The 18,607-nt window shown below is 45.7% G+C and carries 16 protein-coding genes; 11 read left to right on the top strand and 5 right to left on the bottom strand.

Going from position 1 to position 18,607, the window contains the following annotated elements; all coding sequences use genetic code 11:
* Window positions 1-150: 150 nt before the first annotated feature.
* Together RIG27_RS05315 and RIG27_RS05310 are read left to right on the top strand one after the other, a co-directional pair.
* Complete coding sequence (locus tag RIG27_RS05315; protein ID WP_446340213.1) at window positions 151-1,134, top strand: ABC transporter ATP-binding protein; 984 nt, start codon at window positions 151-153, stop codon at window positions 1,132-1,134.
* 205 nt (window positions 1,135-1,339) lie between these two features.
* Window positions 1,340-2,128: an ABC transporter permease gene (locus RIG27_RS05310; RefSeq protein ID WP_446340214.1), complete on the top strand. Its 789-nt coding sequence runs from the start codon at window positions 1,340-1,342 to the stop codon at window positions 2,126-2,128.
* A 480-nt stretch (window positions 2,129-2,608) separates the two neighbouring features.
* Here RIG27_RS05310 and RIG27_RS05305 read toward each other — a convergent pair whose 3' ends face one another.
* Window positions 2,609-2,914: a hypothetical protein gene (locus RIG27_RS05305; protein WP_446343120.1), complete on the bottom strand. Its 306-nt coding sequence runs from the start codon at window positions 2,912-2,914 to the stop codon at window positions 2,609-2,611.
* 160 nt (window positions 2,915-3,074) lie between these two features.
* Between RIG27_RS05305 and RIG27_RS05300 the strand changes: the two genes are divergently transcribed.
* The 3 genes from RIG27_RS05300 (at window position 3,075) to deoC (ending at window position 5,999) form a co-directional block, all read left to right on the top strand.
* Window positions 3,075-4,505, top strand: a complete 1,431-nt coding sequence (locus RIG27_RS05300; RefSeq protein ID WP_446343118.1) for a hypothetical protein — start codon at window positions 3,075-3,077, stop codon at window positions 4,503-4,505.
* A gap of 99 nt (window positions 4,506-4,604) precedes the next feature.
* Complete coding sequence (locus tag RIG27_RS05295; RefSeq protein ID WP_446343116.1) at window positions 4,605-5,291, top strand: Uma2 family endonuclease; 687 nt, start codon at window positions 4,605-4,607, stop codon at window positions 5,289-5,291.
* Window positions 5,292-5,321: 30 nt separating this feature from the next.
* Window positions 5,322-5,999, top strand: a complete 678-nt coding sequence (gene deoC / locus RIG27_RS05290; protein WP_446343125.1) for a deoxyribose-phosphate aldolase — start codon at window positions 5,322-5,324, stop codon at window positions 5,997-5,999.
* Between the two features lie 42 nt (window positions 6,000-6,041).
* Here the strand turns inward: deoC and RIG27_RS05285 are convergent, their stop codons facing one another.
* On the bottom strand, window positions 6,042-6,221 hold the full coding sequence (locus RIG27_RS05285; RefSeq protein WP_446343114.1) for a hypothetical protein: 180 nt from the start codon (window positions 6,219-6,221) through the stop codon (window positions 6,042-6,044).
* Here RIG27_RS05285 and recO point away from each other — a divergent pair.
* The 4 genes from recO to RIG27_RS05265 all read left to right on the top strand — a co-directional run bounded on the left by recO (window position 6,215) and on the right by RIG27_RS05265 (window position 12,021).
* Window positions 6,215-7,084, top strand: coding sequence for a DNA repair protein RecO (gene recO, locus RIG27_RS05280; protein ID WP_446343112.1), 870 nt, complete (start codon window positions 6,215-6,217; stop codon window positions 7,082-7,084). The two genes, RIG27_RS05285 and recO, sit on opposite strands and share 7 nt — an antisense overlap.
* Before the next feature lie 516 nt (window positions 7,085-7,600).
* Entirely contained in the window at window positions 7,601-9,064 is a 1,464-nt protein-coding gene (locus RIG27_RS05275; RefSeq protein ID WP_446343110.1) for an MFS transporter, read from the top strand.
* 21 nt (window positions 9,065-9,085) lie between these two features.
* Window positions 9,086-10,249: a glycosyltransferase family 4 protein gene (locus tag RIG27_RS05270; RefSeq protein WP_446343108.1), complete on the top strand. Its 1,164-nt coding sequence runs from the start codon at window positions 9,086-9,088 to the stop codon at window positions 10,247-10,249.
* A gap of 308 nt (window positions 10,250-10,557) precedes the next feature.
* A complete protein-coding gene (locus RIG27_RS05265; protein WP_446343123.1) occupies window positions 10,558-12,021 on the top strand; it encodes an efflux RND transporter periplasmic adaptor subunit in 1,464 nt (487 codons plus the stop codon).
* 51 nt (window positions 12,022-12,072) lie between these two features.
* On the opposite strand, the gene RIG27_RS05260 is transcribed toward RIG27_RS05265, so the two are convergent.
* On the bottom strand, window positions 12,073-12,816 hold the full coding sequence (locus RIG27_RS05260; protein ID WP_446343106.1) for a Uma2 family endonuclease: 744 nt from the start codon (window positions 12,814-12,816) through the stop codon (window positions 12,073-12,075).
* A 33-nt stretch (window positions 12,817-12,849) separates the two neighbouring features.
* Complete coding sequence (locus RIG27_RS05255) at window positions 12,850-13,077, bottom strand: hypothetical protein (RefSeq protein ID WP_446343104.1); 228 nt, start codon at window positions 13,075-13,077, stop codon at window positions 12,850-12,852.
* 54 nt (window positions 13,078-13,131) lie between these two features.
* Between RIG27_RS05255 and RIG27_RS05250 the strand changes: the two genes are divergently transcribed.
* A complete protein-coding gene (locus RIG27_RS05250; RefSeq protein WP_446343102.1) occupies window positions 13,132-14,010 on the top strand; it encodes an Rpn family recombination-promoting nuclease/putative transposase in 879 nt (292 codons plus the stop codon).
* A 266-nt stretch (window positions 14,011-14,276) separates the two neighbouring features.
* Entirely contained in the window at window positions 14,277-17,327 is a 3,051-nt protein-coding gene (locus RIG27_RS05245; protein WP_446343100.1) for an efflux RND transporter permease subunit, read from the top strand.
* A 38-nt stretch (window positions 17,328-17,365) separates the two neighbouring features.
* Here the strand turns inward: RIG27_RS05245 and RIG27_RS05240 are convergent, their stop codons facing one another.
* Window positions 17,366-18,550, bottom strand: coding sequence for a glycoside hydrolase family 10 protein (locus RIG27_RS05240; protein ID WP_446343098.1), 1,185 nt, complete (start codon window positions 18,548-18,550; stop codon window positions 17,366-17,368).
* Window positions 18,551-18,607 lie beyond the last annotated feature (57 nt).

Below are 18,607 nucleotides of genomic sequence, written 5' to 3'. Positions count from 1 at the left end.
ATGACCAATGACCAATGACCAATGACCAATGACCAATGACCAATGACCAATGACCAATGACCAATGACCAATGACCAATGACCAATGACCAATGACCAATGACCAATGACCAATGACCAATGACCAATGACCAATGTAGACTAGATCATTATGTCTATTGTTGTGGCTCAAAATCTGAGCAAAGTCTACCCCGTAGCGGTCAAACAACCCGGTATTAAGGGGACTCTCACCCACTTTTTGCGCCGAAAGTACCGCTCTGTCGTTGCTGTACAAAATGTTTCCTTTGAAATTGGTATGGGGGAAGTGGTGGGATTTCTCGGTCCCAATGGTGCCGGTAAAACCACGACCTTGAAAATGCTCACCGGACTTGTTCACCCTTCCGGGGGTGAGGTTAAGGTGGCGGGTTATATCCCATTTCACCGGGAATCCAGCTTTTTGCAGCAGATTACCCTAGTCATGGGTCAAAAGCAGCAACTGATTTGGGACTTACCCGCCTGGGATTCCCTGAGAATCAACGCCGCTGTTTATGGAATTTCTCACAACCAGTTTCAACGTCGCGTCGGGGAACTGGCAGAAATGTTATCCTTAGAAGCCAAACTCACGCAACCCGTGCGGAAACTATCCCTCGGAGAACGCATGAAAGCCGAATTGCTGGCGGCGCTTTTGCATCAACCCCAAGTCTTATTTTTAGATGAACCCACGTTGGGATTGGATGTTAATGCTCAATTAGCGGTGCGGAATTTCTTACGCGAGTACAACCAGCGCACGGGAGCCACCGTTTTATTGACCAGTCACTACATGGCAGATATTACGGCGCTGTGTCAGCGAGTGCTGCTAATTTATGAAGGGCAGATGATTTATGATGGCAGCTTGGAGGGACTCCTTAATCGCTTTGCGCCCTATCGGGAGGTAAAAGTAGAACTAGCTCAACCCTTGTCAAAAGAGGAGTTGTCAGGTTATGCAGAAATAGAGGCAATCGATGGGTTAGCAGTACGTTTCTTAGTGCAGCGTGAAAAGCTGACAAGTACCGTGGCTCGGATTTTGGCGGATTTAGAGGTGATAGATTTAACTGTTAGTGACCCCCCCATCGAAGAAGTCATCGGTCGGGTTTTCCGAGCCGGAGTTGTTTCGTGATTTTTGGTCATTGGTCATTGGTCATTGGTCCAGAAATTAATCATTTGGACAGGGCGGGTGTAGGGTGCGTTAGCGTAGCGTAACGCACCATTTCAAACGATAGTAGTGAAACCCGCCCCTACATAGAAAACTCTTTTCTAGTCATTAATCATTTGCCCTCCCCATCTTCCCCACCACAAAACTTATTCAGCAGACCCTAATTACTATGAAGCGATTAATTCACACCAGTCAGATATTTCTGTCTGTTTACTATGCTTATATGTTGGAATACCGGGCAGAGCTTTTTTTTTGGATACTTTCCAACAGTTTGCCGCTAATTCTCATGGGGGTTTGGATGCAGGCAGCTCAAGCCGGGGAATTTGAGCTAACTCCTGAAGAATTTATGCGTTACTTCCTATCCGTTTTTCTCGTTCGCCAGTTTACTGTGGTGTGGATGATTTTTGATTTTGAAAGGGAAGTGGTAGAGGGCAGACTATCTCCTAAACTCCTGCAACCCATTGATCCTGTATGGCATCATGTTGCAGGTCATCTATCTGAACGCTTTGTTCGCCTACCTTTATCGGTTGTACTTTTAGGTTTATTCTTTCTCCTCTATCCCTCAGCATTTTGGTTACCTGGTTTGAGTGATATACTATTATTTATATTCATCACAGCCATGGCATTTGCTCTACAATTTTTAATCCAATATACCTTTGCCTTATTTGCATTTTGGACAGAGCGAGCCAGTTCACTGGAACAATTTTGGTATTTATTCTATTTGTTTCTGTCAGGAATGATGGCACCGTTAGAAGTTTTTCCCCCTACAGTCCGAGCCATTGCCGAATGGACGCCTTTTCCCTACTTGGCACATTTTCCAGCGGCGTTGTTAATCGGGCTACCTGTTAATTTTGTCAAAGGAATTTTAGTTATGGTGGGCTGGGGATTGTTGTTTTTTACCATCAATCGCTGGTTGTGGCGCAAGGGATTGAAGCAGTATTCGGGAATGGGAGCGTGATATGAGCGGGGGTGCAGGGGTGTGGGGGAGATGAGGAAGTAGAGACGTGCCATGGCACGTCTGGAAGATGAGGGCGGGTTGAGTAACATTACGGGTGAAGAATAAACGATAATAGCCAAACCCGCCTCTACACATAGGTTAGGGCGGGTTTTGAACAAACGTTATTATCCACAGGTGACGTCCTCCTACACCGACCCTACGGGTACGGTTGTAGGCTTCCTTTGTCGTCGTTTCAGAACGACGCTTCCGGCGTTTTATAGTGGGGAATACGCCCAGCCCCACTTCTTGCTTATCGCAAGAGAATTAATATTAGCTTACAACAAGCAAGTTGTCAATAATAAACTGGCGATTCATCCCACGCTCAATCGAAGATTAGAGCGTGGGGAACCTATCGCCGGATAAGCTAAAAGAAAGTTCCTAAACCCGCCCCGACAAATCATTTGCCCTGAGCCAAGTTAAGGGTTCCCTAATCTCCAATCACTATTTTTGGTCAAATTTGGCAACGGCATTTTGGAAGGATTGCTGTAAATCCAGCCAAGCGGCTTCTACACCAATTTTGATATCTTCCCAAGCATCTTGACTAGCCGTCTGGAGTTCTTCAACTTTCTTTTGCACTGCAACCTGTTTGGTTTGCAATTCTTCAATCTGGCTATTGTACTGAATCTTAACATCAGCCTGGGCTTGGGCTGCCTTGGCTTTCATTTCGTCAACCTGAGCATTCAGCTTGCTTAACTCAGCTTGCACTTTTTCTCGGTATACCTGTTGTTGTTCTGGTTTGGTTGCCATAAGAATACCTCATTAACGTCAAAAATTTGCCTCAAAAAGGCTGGATACAACCATAAATGTTTAATTCCTCACTCACTATAGAGTGACTTGTCGGGTTCATGCATCTATCTCTTGAATGATATAATCCAATTCTGTCTTGTAGTGACTATCCAACGGGGAAATGGCAGAACAAGCTCTAGCGCAGGATACCCATGCCGATTCCTACAAAAACCGAGGTCGGAACTGGTGGAATAAGCTCACCGCCTTAATTGCATGGGCGAATATCCTGCTGGCATTATTCAATCTCAGCTATATCCCATTGCGGGATGTTTATGTGCGAGAATTTCCTAAGATTGTGACAGTCTATGACCCGGTGAAAAGTATTGAGCCTCATCCGGATACCCAACGTTATCTCCAAACCGTTGATGCTTTAACCGTACAACTCTCCCAGCAAGGACTACAAGCACCGCCAATTGAACCAGTCTTGCAAGAGTTGCGCCAACAAAGTAATGACCTGATTGAAGAGAACCCATTTTTGGCAGCCAACAAGTTTGGTACATTCGCTAAATTGAAGCGGCGAATGCGCGATCACCTGAATACGGAATCAGCCAAGCAAGCCTTTGCAAGATTTTGGCGACAGGAGTATCTAGCGCAAGTAGGCTGGGAAAACGCCCTCTCATTCTTTAACAGCGATATTCGACCGCTACTAAACAGTAACTATTTTCGACCCACCGACGAAAATGGTCAACTTGTTGATAACTTCTGGCGTATTGACCTTTATTTTATTGCCTTTTTTGGGATTGAGCTTTTATTCCGTACCTTCTTTATTTCTCGACGCCAAGAGAAGTTGACATGGGGAGATACCCTCTGGCGGCGCTGGTACGACATGCTGCTACTCCTTCCCACCTGGCGCTGGTTACGGATTATTCCGGTATCTGTGCGATCGCATCAATCAGGATTGTTCAATATGGAGCGAATTTTAGCACAAGTCACCCATGAACCAGCAGCGTATTTGGCAGATCGGGTATCGATGTTTTTGATGGTGCGACTGATTAATCAAACCAAAGAGTCCGTTGACAAAGGAGATATGGCGCGTGCCATATTGCAACCTGAGACGTATGTCCAAGTTAGTGATATTAATAAAGTCGATGCCATCACCGATCGCCTCTTAGAACTCTCTATTTATAAAGTTTTACCGCAAGTTCAACCCGATTTACAGGCATTATTGCATCATAGTCTCAAAGGAGCGCTGCAACAATCAGATTTTTACACGGGATTGCGACAAGTACCGGGAATGAAAGGGTTGCCCAAAGAGGTTATGGAAAACCTAGCTAATTATTTAGCCCAAGCCATGTATGAAGTCTTAGCTACCTCCTACTCTGATCTGCAAGGGCGACAACTGTTTGACCAACTGAGTCATAATTTTAAGTACGCCCTGCGGGAAGAACTACAGGATGAGGCAACACAGTTAGAACTTCAGTCGTTGCTGTCTGACTTGTTGGAAGAACTGAAGATTAATTATGTGCAGCGTTCAACTGATGAAGATCCGGAAGCCACTTTAGAAGAAGCTGATCAACTGCGTCAAGAGATGGAAAATCCCAAAATTCAGTAGTGTTTCACATTCTACAGGTCAAGTTCTTCCCTACGCCAAAATGGGCGTAGATGCTAGTATTTGAAAGGATAATAAAGGCAGCGATCGCGAGTGGTGACTATGACATCGACAAAACTCTCTCCTCGATTAACGATTCCCCGCTTAGAAAACGGTGATAAACTCAACCGTATTGAATTTGAGCATCGCTATTCAGCTATGCCTGATCTGAAAAAAGCCGAATTGATTGAAGGAATCGTGTACATGGCATCTCCCCTCCGGATTACCCAACATGGCGAACCCCATGCTCATATTATGTTGTGGCTAGGCTTCTACACAAGTTTCACTCCTAATCTGCAATTGGGCGACAATTGTACAGTTAGGCTGGATCTCGATAACGAACCTCAACCGGATGCTATTCTGAGAATTAAAGTCGGTGGACAATCAACGATTAGCGACGATGATTATATCGAAGGTGCGCCTGAGTTAATCGTAGAAATTGCGGCGAGTAGTGTTTCCATTGATTTGCACCAAAAATTCAACGTATATCGCCGCAATGGAGTACAAGACTATTTGGTATGGCGAGTTGAAAACGGAGAATTAGATTGGTTTAGGTTAAATGCAGGAGATTATGTTAAAGTTGAGCCCAATAGCGATGGGATAATTTGTTCAGTTGTTTTTCCAGGATTGTGGCTAGATAGAACGGCGTTATTAGCTGGAAATTTAGCCAAGGTTTTAGAGGTATTGCAGCAGGGATTAGCCAGTCAGGAACATCAAGATTTTGTTTCAGAATTGGCATCACGTCAGTAGGTGTTAGGTTTTTATTAAAGTAGAAACGCGATCGCAATGGATTATCCCGATATCGATATTGCCCCTCTCATTGATCATGCTCTCCTCTCGCCCACGGCGACACCCGAACAGGTAGAGAAATGGTGTCGTGAAGCTGATCGATTTCAGTTTGCCACAGTCTGTGTCTATCCAGTGTACGTCAAACTTGCGGCGGAACTCTTACACAAAAAAACGCCCAAAGTTTGTACCGTGATTGGCTTTCCCACAGGCGCTACCACAACTGCGGCTAAACTCTACGAAGCCCAAGAAGCAGTAGAAAATGGCGCAACGGAACTCGATGTCATGCTTCATTTAGGGGCATTAAAAACTGGAAACACTGATGCTATCTATCGCGAAATCGCCCCAATCTGCGAGGAAACCGGGCAAACCGTCAAAGTTATCTTAGAAACAACGCTTTTAACCGACACTGAAAAACAACTCGCCGCCGAAATTTGCATTGATGCTGGGGCGCAATATCTCAAAACCAGTACAGGTTGGCATGGAGGTGCAACGGTGTCGGATGTCAAATTCTTGAAAGACTTGACAAAAGGACAAATCGGGATTGAAGCTTCAGGAGGTATCCGCACAATCGAACAAGCGTTAGATTTAGTCATAGCCGGAGCAACCCGATTAGGCACCTCTCGTGGACCAGAGTTGTTGCAACAGCGTGAGGAAAAAGACGAAGAATGAAGTGTTTCAGACGTGATGCCGGAAGCGTCTGTAGGGGCGGGTTTAGGGATTAATATTGATTGTTGTTACCAACGTTTCTACAAAACCCGCCCTGACCGATGTGTAGGAATAGGCTTGACGACTAACATTTTTTGTCACCCGGATGTGACTAAACTCACCCTGACGAATGACAAATGACAAATGACAAATGACAAATGACAAATGACGAATGACAAATGACAAAAACCTATAACGCCACTGGAATTAACCTGAAAAGTATGCCGCTAGGTGAAGCGGATCGCTTAGTCACAATTTTAACGCCAGAGTGGGGATTGATTCGCGTAGTGGCACCGGGTTCCCGCAAACAGAACTCAAAATTGGCAGGTAGAATGGGCTTGTTTGTGGTGAATCAGTTACTGATTTACAAAGGGCGATCGCTGGATAAAATTACTCAAGCTGAAACCTTGGAATCCTATCCAGGATTGGCGAAGGATTTAGGCAAGCTGGCAGCCAGTCAGTACCTGGCAGAATTAGTATTGTGTCATGCCTTAAGTGAACAACCCCAAGCTGAACTGTACGCCTTGTTCAATGAGCATCTGCGGCGATTGGAACAGTTACCCCAATTAAGCAGCAGTCCCTCCGGTGCCTCCCTAATTTTGGCACACCTTTGCCAGGGTATTTTTCACTTATTGGCGTTAGCTGGGATTGCGCCGCAAGTGCAACAGTGTTGTATCTCTCAGCATCCGATTCAGCCTGATTTTGCGGCTCAGAATTGGCAAGTCGGGTTTAGTGTGGAGGCGGGTGGCACCTATAATTTGGCAGTAGAGGCGTCTCAACCGGAGAACCGGTTCCATCCCGTTGCTAGCCGTAGTCAGGGAGTTAATCAATCCCCTTTACCCCGGTTAACCTGTAAACTGAATGCCGTTGAATTAGCGATTGTACAACAGCTAGCGGCGGCTGAGTTATCCCAGGCATCCCTAGACGCGATCGCTCCCCTCTGGGTTAAAGTTGAGCGGATGTTACGGGATTATGCCCAGTATCACTTTGGTCGTTCCATTCGTTCAGCCGCGTTAGTAGACGCTTTGGCAATGTCAACGGAACAATAAGCTGTCATGCATTTAAATTGGGTATTAGTAGCGAGCTTTTAGTAGCGAGCAAGATGCTCGGTAGCGAGCAAGATGCTCGGTAGCGAGCAAGATGCTCGGTAGCGAGCAAGATGCTCGCACTACGTACAAGGATTTTGCCATTATTGACATTAGTTTAATCGGACACTGCTTATCTATCTTTAGAAAAGGGCGAGTCGATACAGCTTAATTCTCACACCGCCAGATTTGTGCAGCGACTCGCCCCTACAACCGCGATAATCCCGAAAATCCGGAAAATAATATAATTTGTGGTCTAATTTAGCATGCATCCACAAACGAACATGGACGGTTTTTACGGCGAAAGTAGTCCTCCACGAAGGCAGAAGCCCACATTACACCTGATTAGAGATTAGCGCTGGGTAGTTTACATGCAATGATAGAGAAAGTGTAGTTTTATAAAAAACTGATCAAAATACCTTAAGTGGACGATTTACCCATTGGGGTTGATCAGCCACAGCAGCCAACTTACGAGAACGAATGCGATTATCTGAATCTGAATCCAAACGAGTTAACCAAAATCCTGTCCAAAAAAAGTCATCGTCTGCGACTAAGCGCAATTATCGAGAACCTCACCAGCCGCCGCGTCAAGCAGAGAACGTCCCGGCGAAAACGGATGAACCTACTGCTGAACCAGGCAAACAGGGGTTTGTACCCGTTCTGAAAAATGGTAATTTCTTAACCTTGTGGAGTGGTCAGGTTTTTTCTCAGCTTGCCGATAAAATTTATTTGGTGTTGATGATTGCCTTGATTGCTAGCCACTTTCAGGCGGAGGGAACCAGTATCAGTGGTTGGGTTTCAGCTGTGATGATTGCGTTCACAATTCCGGCTGTCCTGTTTGGTTCTCTGGCGGGAGTTTTCGTGGATCGCTGGTCAAAAAAGGCGGTACTCGTCTCTACCAATCTGCTGCGAGGTGTCTTGGTTTGGTCAGTTCCGGCGGTGTTATGGCTGACTCAGGATTGGAGTCCCATCTATAAGTTGCCCGTCGGCTTCTATGGCTTATTGATTATCACATTCTTGGTTTCGACCTTAACCCAATTTTTTGCCCCGGCTGAACAAGCGGTTATTCCGTTGATTGTCAAGCGTCGTCATTTGCTCTCGGCGAATTCCCTTTATACCACGACGATGATGGCATCCTTGATTATTGGATTTGCCGTGGGTGATCCGTTATTAGCGTTGACTGATAAATTGGTGGCGCAGTTGGGGATTGATTGGCAATTTGGTAAAGAATTTGTCGTTGGTGGCGGGTATGCGATCGCGGGATTGGTGTTACTAGTGCTGAAAACAGGTGAAAACACCGAACCCACTGAAGGTGAAACCCCGCACGTTTTTGCCGATATTTGGGAGGGATTGCTTTATCTCAAACGCCAACGGCGCGTCCGCAATGCCATGATTCAATTAGTGATTTTATTCTCCATTTTCGCCGCCCTAGCGGTGTTAGCGGTACGACTCGCCGAAACCCTTCCGGGAATGAAAGCCTCACAATTTGGCTTCTTACTGGCAATGGGAGGAATTGGAATGGCGGCTGGTGCGGCGATTCTGGGACATTGGGGTCAGCATTTTACCCATAATCGCTTGAGTCTCTATGGATCAATGGGGATGTCAGTAGCGCTAGTGGGGTTATCGGTGTTTACTCATAGTCTCTGGATGGCGTTAGCCATGACTGCTTTGTTGGGGATGTGTGGGGCGATGGTAGGGATTCCTATGCAAACTACGATTCAAGCCGAAACCCCGGAAGAGATGCGCGGGAAGGTTTTCGGGCTGCAAAATAATGGCGTAAATATTGCCCTGAGTCTGCCCTTAGCCTTAGCCGGTTTAGCCGAAACCTGGCTCGGTTTAGCTCCGGTCTTATTTAGTTTAGCCATAATTGCGATCGCGGGAGGGTGCATAAACTGGTATATTTCCGGTACAGGATCAGCGATGTTAACTCGCGCTGACAAATAGGAGACTCACGATTCAACTTGAATGCATATCGCCTGGATCGGAAAAAAATCACCATTTTGTGGCAATGTCACTTACGGTCGAGAAGTGACCAATGCTTTACTAGACCGAGGATACCAAGTTAGTTTTCTGCATTTTGCCCAAGAGGAAACCGCCGCAGATCCCCTATTTTTGGGTTGTCAGGAGGTATCTCTACCCTGTTTGTACAAGTCCCAAGTTTATACGATTCCCTCCCCGAAAGCGAGTAAGGTTTTAAAACAGGCTCTACAGCAACTCCGCCCGGATTTAGTCCATGCGTCTCTCACTTTGTCTCCCTTAGATTTTCTGCTTCCAGAAATCTGTGAAGACCTGAATTTACCCCTCGTTGCCACATTTCATCCCCCCTTTGATGGCAAACGCCGCAATTTAAAATCGGGAACCCAACTGGTTGCTTATCAACTCTATGCCCCGTTTCTGGCACACTATGATCGGGTGATTATCTTTTCTCAACTGCAACGGGATTTGCTGGTGCGTTTGGGAGTTCCTCGCCATAAACTCGCCGTAATTCCCAATGGAGTTGATGTGCTCAAATATGCTCCTGGCACATCGAATTTGAAAGTCCGATTTGATGCCCAACGCCTATTTGTTTATCAAGGTCGCATTGCTACAGAAAAAAATGTAGAGGCGTTACTCAAGGCGTGGAAACAGTCGGAAATGGGCGATCGCTGTAAGCTTTTGATTGTCGGGAATGGACCTCTAGTTCCCACGTTAAGACCTTTTTATGATAGATACGATGGGATTCTCTGGTTAGGCTTTATCGCCAATGAACAGCAGCGGATTGAGATTCTGCAAGCCGCCGATGTATTTATTTTACCGTCGTTATTAGAAGGACTCTCCTTATCATTACTCGAAGCCATGGCTTGTGGTTTGGCTTGTGTCGCCACCGATGCGGGGGCGGATGGTGAGGTTTTAGAAGGTGGCGCGGGTATTATTCTGAATACCCATCGGGTCACGTCTCAATTGAATACCCTTTTGCCCTTGTTACGAGATCATACGGAATGGACAATGCTTCTGGGTCAAAAAGCTAGAGCTAGAGTTTTAGAACGTTACACCCTGAGTGGGAATATTAGTCAATTAGAAATTTTATATAAAGAGGTGTTAAAAGGGACTCAGGCTTATGTGCCTCATCCTAGTCCCTCGTCCTTATGAGCAATGAGCAATGCCAATTCGGGAGAGTGGGAGGGCAGGGGGAGCTGGGGGAGCAATGTAGAGACGTGCCATGGCACGTCTGGGAGCTGAGGGAGCAGGTTGTAGGTTGGGTTTCGACTTCGCTCAACCCAACAGAATCTAGGGCTAAAGCCCTTACTACAAGCGGTCAAGATTGCGCTAAAATGTAAAGTAGTGTTAAGTGAAGTAACCAAATATTTATCAAATTAGTCTTTACAACATCAGTACCCTCGATCCGTCCAAGAGGAATAACAGTGACTCAGACAGCACCAAATCCCAAGACAAACCAGTTGAATAGTTCTCCAACCGTTAAGCCTGCCGAAATCAAACAGGATGTCGATGTGGTTTTCTATCTACCTGACGCTGAAGCCGACACTTATGAACAGGATGCAGGTTCCTCTCCCCAATCTGGAACCGAGAACGCCAAAAAAGGCTGGCTATCTGGTGGAAAAGGGCTGTTTTTGGGTATCGGGATTGGTGTCCTCTTAGCGTTAGGGGCGACGCGCTTAGTCTCGTCTCAACAGTCAGACGCACCAACAGCAGAACCCCCCGTCGCCACATCATCTGCCCCCAGTCAAAGCGTAACTGTGGCCCAAGTGATATCCGAGAGTGTTAGCCGCAGTTTAGATGCCACCGGAAGCTCGGCGGCGTTTGAGATGAATCCAGTCATGTCTCAGGCGACAGGCTTACAGATTCAACAGGTGTTGGTGGAAGAAGGGCAGGTTGTCAAAGCTGGACAATTATTAGCCCGTCTCGATAACTCGGTACTCCAGGCACAATTAAATCAAGCCCAAGCCTCCGTCGCCCAAGCAGAAGCCCGCCTCGCGGAACTTCGGGCAGGTTCCCGTAGCGAAGAAATTGCCCGGGCTAAAGAAGTGGTGAGCAGCGCTGAATCTGCTGTTGCAGCCGCCGAGTCAGACTTAGAATTAGCTATAACCCGGGTCGATCGCAATAAAAAGCTGCAAGCTGAAGGTGCTATTGCCCGCGATCGCTTAGATGAAGTCTACAATCAAGAACGCAGTAGCCGTTCCCAACTTGAACAGGCACAAGCCCGGTTACGAGAAGCCAAGCAGCAACTTGCTCAACTCCAAGCTGGACCCCGGCGGGAAGTGATTACCCAAGCCGAAGCCCAACTCGCCCAAGCACAGGCACAGGTACAATCCACGATCGCACAACTCAACAACACCCGCATCCTGGCTCCGGTGAGTGGTAAAATAGCTGAACGCAATGCCCGTGTGGGAAATGTCACCTCTGGTTCCCAAACTCTCTTCAAAATCATTGAAAATGGACGTTTAGAACTGATTGCTAACGTTCCTGAAACCCAACTTCCCCAAATTCAACCCGGACAATCGGTAACGATTACCTCCGACGCAGATAGTAGTTTACAACTGTCGGGTAAAGTTCGGGAAATTGACCCGATGATTGATGAAGCCTCCCGTCAGGCGCAGGTGAAGATTGATTTACCCGCCTCAGCCACCTTAAAACCGGGAATGTTTTTACGGGCGTCAATTACCACCTCAGCTGCCCAAGGGTTAACCCTACCCGCCAAAGCTATTTTGCCCCAAAGTGACGGTAGTGCGATCGCCTATATCGTGCAACCCGATAATACGGTTAAAGCCCAGCCTGTAGAGGTGGGTGAACTTCTGGGTGATAATCGGGTTGAAATTAAAAGTGGGTTATCTGTAGGCGATCGCGTTGTGGTTAAGGGTGCGGCTTATTTAAAAGATGGCGATACCGTTGAGGTGGTTAACTGATTCGATAAACAGGGGTTTGGCAACCAAACCCCTACCTGGTAATCAACACCCCTACGGAGAATGATCATCTGGATCGATCCCTGCTTCTCGCAGCAATTCTTCTAAGCGTTTAGCACGTTCTTCGGCAATTTCCTTAGCCTGACGTTCCTGTTCAAGTTGTGCGCTGAAAGTTGCCTTAGCCTGACGTTCCTGTTCAAGTTGTCGGGATACTGTTTCCAGTTGTTGTTGTACCTCTACATAATCAATAAAGGGTTGACCATCAGGACGATATAGTAAAAGAGTGTCTGATGCAACCTCAAAGCGAATGCCCAAACGAGGAGAAACCCACCCATTCATCTCTTCGATTGTATCGAGCCAATTCTCATCTCGTAACCATCCGGTTAACCGATTTTTATTCGGATCGTAGAGATAGTATTCTTCCACCCCATAACGATGGTAGAATAACAACTTTCGGTTCATTTCTTTCTGGCTATTTCCCGGAGAAAGAATCTCAAACACGACTTGGGGCGCGATATTATTCTCCCGCCACTGCTGATAAGACCCTCTGTCTCCTTTTTCTACTCCAAACACGACCATTATATCTGGTGCTTGGCGTAATTTATTATTTCCTTCAACTGGATACCACAATAAGTCTCCGGCTACGAAAACATTAGGGGTGTTGGCATATAACCAGGCTAAATTATAGTAAATTACGGTAATCCAGCGAAATTGAATAGTATTATCTGCCATTGGTTGTCCATCACTGTCAGGATAAATGATTGAGGTATCGGTTTGGGGGGTCAGTTGTGTTACCATCGTTGCTTCCCAATTCACTATAATTATTTGAGTTTAGCGGCTTGTTTCTATTATAATGACGCATAAATAGAGATTCGATTCAGGCTCTTTTGTCCCAAAGTCAAGTCTGTCGGTGAGGGGCGCGATCGCTTTCCCTTGGTCTTCTTCCACCATAAGTATGAGATTGACTTTACCCAAGCGACAATTTGCCGAAAAGCAGAAGCAAGGATAGCTTCGCGATCGGGAAGTCTGGGTTATACTTAACCTAGGAGGATTACGCATTCCCCATACCCCATTCCCTTTTGATAATGTTAATCTTAAATACAACAACTCAGTATGAGATTTATTAGTCCCAAAACTGACTTTGCGTTTAAGAAGATTTTTGGCTCAAACCGCAGTCAAAAAATCCTGGTCAGCTTTCTTAACGCTATCGTTTATGAAGGCAAAAACACCATAAAATCATTGGAAATAATCGACCCATATAATCCGGGTAGTACTAGCACACTTAAAGATACTTATCTCGATGTTCGGGCAGTTTTAGATAATGGCTCTACAGTAATCATTGAAATGCAAGTCTTAAACGTTGAAGCCTTTGAAAAACGAGTAATTTACAATATTGCTAAGGCTTATGCGAACCAATTAGATATGGGAGAACAGTATACAAGATTAAGACCATTTATTGCTTTAAGTATTGCTGATTTTTTGCTATTTAAAAATAGCTCACAAATGATTAATCGGTTTCGACTCAAGGAAGAAAAACAGCTATTTAACTATCGAGACGAGTTAACATTGATTTTTATAGAGTTGCCAAAATTCAATAAAGAACTATCAGAATTAGAAACCCTTAGCGATAAATGGATTTATTTTCTCAAAGCTGCCCCCAGTTTAGAGATGATTCCCGAATCCCTAGGGGCAGTACCGGAAATAGAAGAAGCGTTAACTATTGCCAGTCGTGCTAATTTAAGTAATCAAGAATTAGAGGAGTTGCACAAGCAGGAAGTATTTATCGGCGATAGGAGGGGCGAAATTAATCTTGCCAAGATTGAGCAGAATTTAAAATTAATTTCACTTGTCCTAGAACAAAATCTTGGAGCAATTAACCCAGTAATCATGAATAAAATAGAACAATTATCTTTGCCAGAGTTAGACCGTTTAATTGAGGAAGTTTTAAGTTTTACAAGCTGGGAAGATGTGGAAGAGTGGTTAGATGATTAATATCGGTGTTTATAATTAGGACTTGAAGATTGTATAGACGTTTAACCGCAACGTCTAGGAAATAGGAAAAACTTCATAGAAATAAACTGATATCCGCAAAAGCCATGAAGATATAAGCAATCAAAATAAAACTGATTCAGTGAATTTTATTAGTTCAATATGTTCAGATTTTAAATGAAATTCAGACTATACCGCTTATTCAGCAAAATCTAATTACACTCACCCTAAACCTGATGGCGTTCGCATAGCAACTACAAACGAAGTTTATGTCTTTTCACCTCTCCGCTTGGTCAATTAAAAAACCTGTTCCGACTATCGTCTTATTCATAATTTTGGGCATCTTTGGTTTGGTGTCCTTTTTTCGATTAGGAATTGATAGTAATCCGAATATCGATATTCCCGCCGTGATGGTAACAGTTACCCAACCCGGTGCGGGACCCACAGAATTAGAAACCCAAGTCACCAAGAAAATAGAAGATTCAGTGGCGGGGTTGGGAAATATTGATGAACTCACCTCCACGGTGACGGAAGGGAGTTCCACCACTACTGTTAGTTTTGTCCTCGGAACGGATAGCGATCGCGCGACGAATGAGGTGCGGAATGCGGTTGCCCAAATTCGTCAGGATTTACCCCAGGATGTGAATGAACCGATTGTCAAGCGCCTAGAGTTTGCAGGCGGTTCAATTATGACCTACGCGGTGGCGTCTGAGACGCGATCGGTTGAACAATTAAGCGATTTAGTCGATCGCACGATTAGCCGCGCCCTGCTGAATGTACCTGGTGTGGCTCAAATTGACCGTTTGGGGGGTGTAGATCGGGAGATTCGGGTTGATCTTGATCCGAGTCGTTTACAAGCTTATGGGATTACCGCCACCCAAGTGAATGATCAAATTCGGAATTTGAATATTGACTTACCCGGAGGGCGGGGAAATGTCGGCGGAAGTGAGCAAAATATCCGAACTTTGGGAAGTGCAGAAACGGTTGCGGAATTACGAAGTTATCGGATTGTTCTCCCCAATGGTGCAACGGTTCCCTTATCTAGTTTAGGGGAAGTAGAGGATAGTTTTGCTGAACAGCGACAGGCGGCGTCTTTGAATGGCGAATCCGTGGTTGCTTTTTCGGTGCGGCGGAGTACGGGTAGCACCTTAGTCACCGTGGAAGAAGGGGTGCGCGAAGCTGTTTCAGAATTGGAAAAAACCCTACCAGACGATGTGACTCTGGCACTCATTTTTACTCGTGCTGATGCGATTCGGGATTCCTATCAAGCCACAATTGATGCCTTAGTTTTAGCCTGTATTTTAACAGTGATTGCCGTCGGTTTGTTTTTGCGGGATTGGCGAGTCACTCTAATTACGGCAACGGCGTTACCTCTCTCGATTATTCCCACATTTGGGGTGATGAAACTCTTGGGGTATACCTTAAACGGGATGACGTTATTGGCGTTAGCCTTAGCGGTGGGTAACTTGGTCGATGATGCGATTTGTATGATTGAAAACATCGACCAACATTTAGATATGGGCAAAAAGCCCTTTAACGCGGCATTGGATGCTTCACGGGAAATTGGGTTAGCCGTGGTGGCGACAACTGCCACAATTGTGGCGGTGTTTATTCCGGTGGCATTTATGGGAGGTATACCGGGTCAATTTTTCCAACCCTTTGGTGTCACAGTGGCGGTGTCTACGATGTTTTCTACATTGGTGGCTTGTACGATGACACCGATGTTGAGTGCCTATTTGCTGAAATCTAAAAGAAACCGGGAACCGGGAACCAGAAAAAAACGGATTCACCCTTACCGAAATCTGCTTACTTGGGCATTACGTCATCGGATTACAACCCTATTAATTGCGTTGGCTTTCTTTATCGGTAGTTTACAACTGGTGCCATTAATTCCCAAGGGTTTATTTGCTAGTGGGGATACGGGGTTGAGTACAGTGATGGTTGAACTACCACCCGGATCAACCTTGAGTGAAACTGAAGCGATTATGCAACAACTCAACCAATCGTTGCAAGAAAATCCGGCGGTTGAGAAGGTTTTTACTACGGCGGATAATATCAATTCGGGTACAGTCTACGCCAACCTGGTACCCAAAGATGAACGGGAGGTTTCCCAGCAGGAATTTGAACAAGAGATGCGCCAGGTGTTCCGGACAATTCCGGGGGCGCGGATTAGTTTCCAAAGTCAAGGCGCAGGGGGAGGCGGTAAGGATTTATCGATTGTGCTCAAGAGTGAAAATGCCCCAGTGTTGACGCAAACGGCGGAAACTTTGGAGAAGCAGATGCGGGATATTCCGGGATTGGTGGAAGTTACCTCCAGTACCAGTTTAGTTAAGCCGGAAATTGTGATTCAGCCTGATCCCGAACGGGCGGCAGATTTGGGCGTTTCTGTAGGCGCGATCGCACGAACGGCATCGTTAGCGTTAATTGGGGATAATGAGTCGAATCTGGCAAAGTTTGATTTGGCGGATCGGCAGATTCCGATTCGGGTACAACTTGATCCAGAGACTCGCACTGATATTAGTACCCTGAAAAATTTACAGGTTCCCAGTCAAAATGGGACATTAGTTCCGATTAGTGCAGTGGCGGATATCCGTTTGGGAAGTGGTCCAGCGCAAATTGACCGTTTTGATCGCAATCGTCAGGTATCGGTGGAAGCGAATTTAGAAGGTATTTCTCTGGGAGATGCTTTAGAAACGGTTAAAGCATTGCCCGCGATGAATCCCCTCCCACCAGAAGTCGCTGAGGAACCGGCTGGTGATGCCAAGATTATGCAGGATATTTTTACCCGGTTTGCAACTGCATTAGGGGCGGCGATTCTGTCGATTTATGCGATTCTCGTCTTACTTTATAGCAATTTCTTGTATCCGTTTGGGATTTTAGTCGCTTTGCCTTTATCCATTGGTGGGGCGTTACTGGGGTTGTTAGTGACGCAGAAAGAGTTGGGCTTATTTGCCCTAATTGGCATTGTTTTGCTGATGGGATTAGTGACAAAAAATGCGATTTTATTAGTAGACTTTGGATTGGCGGGGATAAAAGAAGGAAAACCCCAATATAAGGCAGTTGTTGAGGCGGGGGTGTCTCGGTTACGCCCAATTCTGATGACATCGGTGTCTACAATTGCCGGGATGATGCCCATTGCCTTAGAGTTAGGGGCGGATGGTGAGGTACGCAGCCCTATGGCGATCGCGGTAATTGGTGGGTTTACGACTTCAACTTTGTTAACTTTGGTGGTGGTTCCCGTGTTATTTACTTATGTGGATAATTTATATCGCTGGATTCGCGGATTATTTGGGGGGAAAAAAAAGCCGGTTCAGTTATAACTAGAGTTTATCTGGGAACACTTGACGCTATTGTCAGATTATTCTGCGATCGCGGGATAGGGAAATAATTCGCGAAATCCCCGCCTTCGCTGTTGCGGAGACTCTGGAGTCAAATAACTCCACAGGGTTTCCCAATAAAAAAAGGATACACCATCAAAGGCGCGATCGCGAACCGCTTCAACTTGGGCTTGAATTTGTGCAAAGGGAATCGGATCACCTAAGGTTCCCGTTAAAATGCCAATACTTACCGGAATAGTTCGCCGCGCCATGCGTACTGCGGGTTGATTAAGTTCGGCGGTAAAACGACTCAACTCATCCCGATAAACCTGTAACACTAATTCATCAACCCAACCCCGTTGTACCCAGGTTTGCCAGTCTTGTAGATAATGTTGATAAGCAAAGGCTTGGGGATTAGGTGAAAGCGAGATGATACAATCCGGTTTAATCGATTTAACCGTCTGGATAATCTCTCCCATAAACTCGCTAATCTTATTCGCCCGCCAGCGCATCCATTCACTATTTAATGGCGAATTCGGGGGAGGATTCCCATAATGTTCTTGCTGATAACGCTCAATGGTATAAGGATCATAACCCAATTCCACAGGCATCCCAAAGTGATCATCCAACTGAATCCCATCCACATCATATTGGCTGACTACTTCCTTAATCAGATCCAGGATAAGCTGTTGTACCTCTGGATGCAACGGATTCAGCCATAAGAGTTGGGGATTCTCCGGATCAGATTTTTGAGTTAAACTCTGAGTTATCCAGGTAGGATGACGCCGCGCTAATTCAGAATAAATCGGTGTCATAAATCCATACTCAAACCACGGAATAACCCGTAACCCTTGGCGATGTCCCTGCTGTATAATATCTGCCAAGACATCTCCATTGAGGCGCATAATTGCCAGCAAAGGTTCTTGTGTCGCCACCGCACTCGGATAAAACGTATGTCCCCGATTCCAAACCACCGGATAAACCGTGTTAAAGTTCAGTTTAGACAATTGCGCGATCGCTCGGTTAATTCCCCACGGCGAAAATAATACACCACTGGCGACATTTGTCAACCAAACGCCTCTAATTTCTGTAATTTTTCTTGGCGTTTGGGAACGCGCCAAAGATGGGGAAAATACAATCGATTTAGCAATCAGTAGGACAATAGTTAATAACAGCCCCAATACAAGAAAAACCCTGAATCTACGTTGACGTTTATCATTCGTCATTTGTCATTTGTCATTTGTCATTTGTCATTCGTCATTTGTCATTTGTCATTTGTCATT

Origin of the sequence: Coleofasciculus sp. F4-SAH-05 (genome assembly GCF_040222985.1) — a bacterium.
In the GTDB taxonomy this organism is placed as follows: domain Bacteria; phylum Cyanobacteriota; class Cyanobacteriia; order Cyanobacteriales; family Coleofasciculaceae; genus Coleofasciculus; species Coleofasciculus chthonoplastes.
This window is presented reverse-complemented; position numbering and strand designations above follow the sequence as displayed.

Excerpts from the sequence above, each read along its gene's own strand:
- RIG27_RS05315 (WP_446340213.1), top strand. The coding sequence starts at position 151 with ATGTCTATTGTTGTGGCTCAAAATCTGAGCAAAGTCTACCCCGTAGCG.
- RIG27_RS05310 (WP_446340214.1), top strand. The coding sequence starts at position 1,340 with ATGAAGCGATTAATTCACACCAGTCAGATATTTCTGTCTGTTTACTAT.
- RIG27_RS05305 (WP_446343120.1), bottom strand. The coding sequence starts at position 2,914 with ATGGCAACCAAACCAGAACAACAACAGGTATACCGAGAAAAAGTGCAA.
- RIG27_RS05300 (WP_446343118.1), top strand. The coding sequence starts at position 3,075 with ATGGCAGAACAAGCTCTAGCGCAGGATACCCATGCCGATTCCTACAAA.
- RIG27_RS05295 (WP_446343116.1), top strand. The coding sequence starts at position 4,605 with ATGACATCGACAAAACTCTCTCCTCGATTAACGATTCCCCGCTTAGAA.
- recO (WP_446343112.1), top strand. The coding sequence starts at position 6,215 with ATGACAAAAACCTATAACGCCACTGGAATTAACCTGAAAAGTATGCCG.
- RIG27_RS05275 (WP_446343110.1), top strand. The coding sequence starts at position 7,601 with ATGCGATTATCTGAATCTGAATCCAAACGAGTTAACCAAAATCCTGTC.
- RIG27_RS05270 (WP_446343108.1), top strand. The coding sequence starts at position 9,086 with ATGCATATCGCCTGGATCGGAAAAAAATCACCATTTTGTGGCAATGTC.
- RIG27_RS05260 (WP_446343106.1), bottom strand. The coding sequence starts at position 12,816 with ATGGTAACACAACTGACCCCCCAAACCGATACCTCAATCATTTATCCT.
- RIG27_RS05255 (WP_446343104.1), bottom strand. The coding sequence starts at position 13,077 with ATGCGTAATCCTCCTAGGTTAAGTATAACCCAGACTTCCCGATCGCGA.
- RIG27_RS05250 (WP_446343102.1), top strand. The coding sequence starts at position 13,132 with ATGAGATTTATTAGTCCCAAAACTGACTTTGCGTTTAAGAAGATTTTT.
- RIG27_RS05245 (WP_446343100.1), top strand. The coding sequence starts at position 14,277 with ATGTCTTTTCACCTCTCCGCTTGGTCAATTAAAAAACCTGTTCCGACT.
- RIG27_RS05240 (WP_446343098.1), bottom strand. The coding sequence starts at position 18,550 with ATGACGAATGATAAACGTCAACGTAGATTCAGGGTTTTTCTTGTATTG.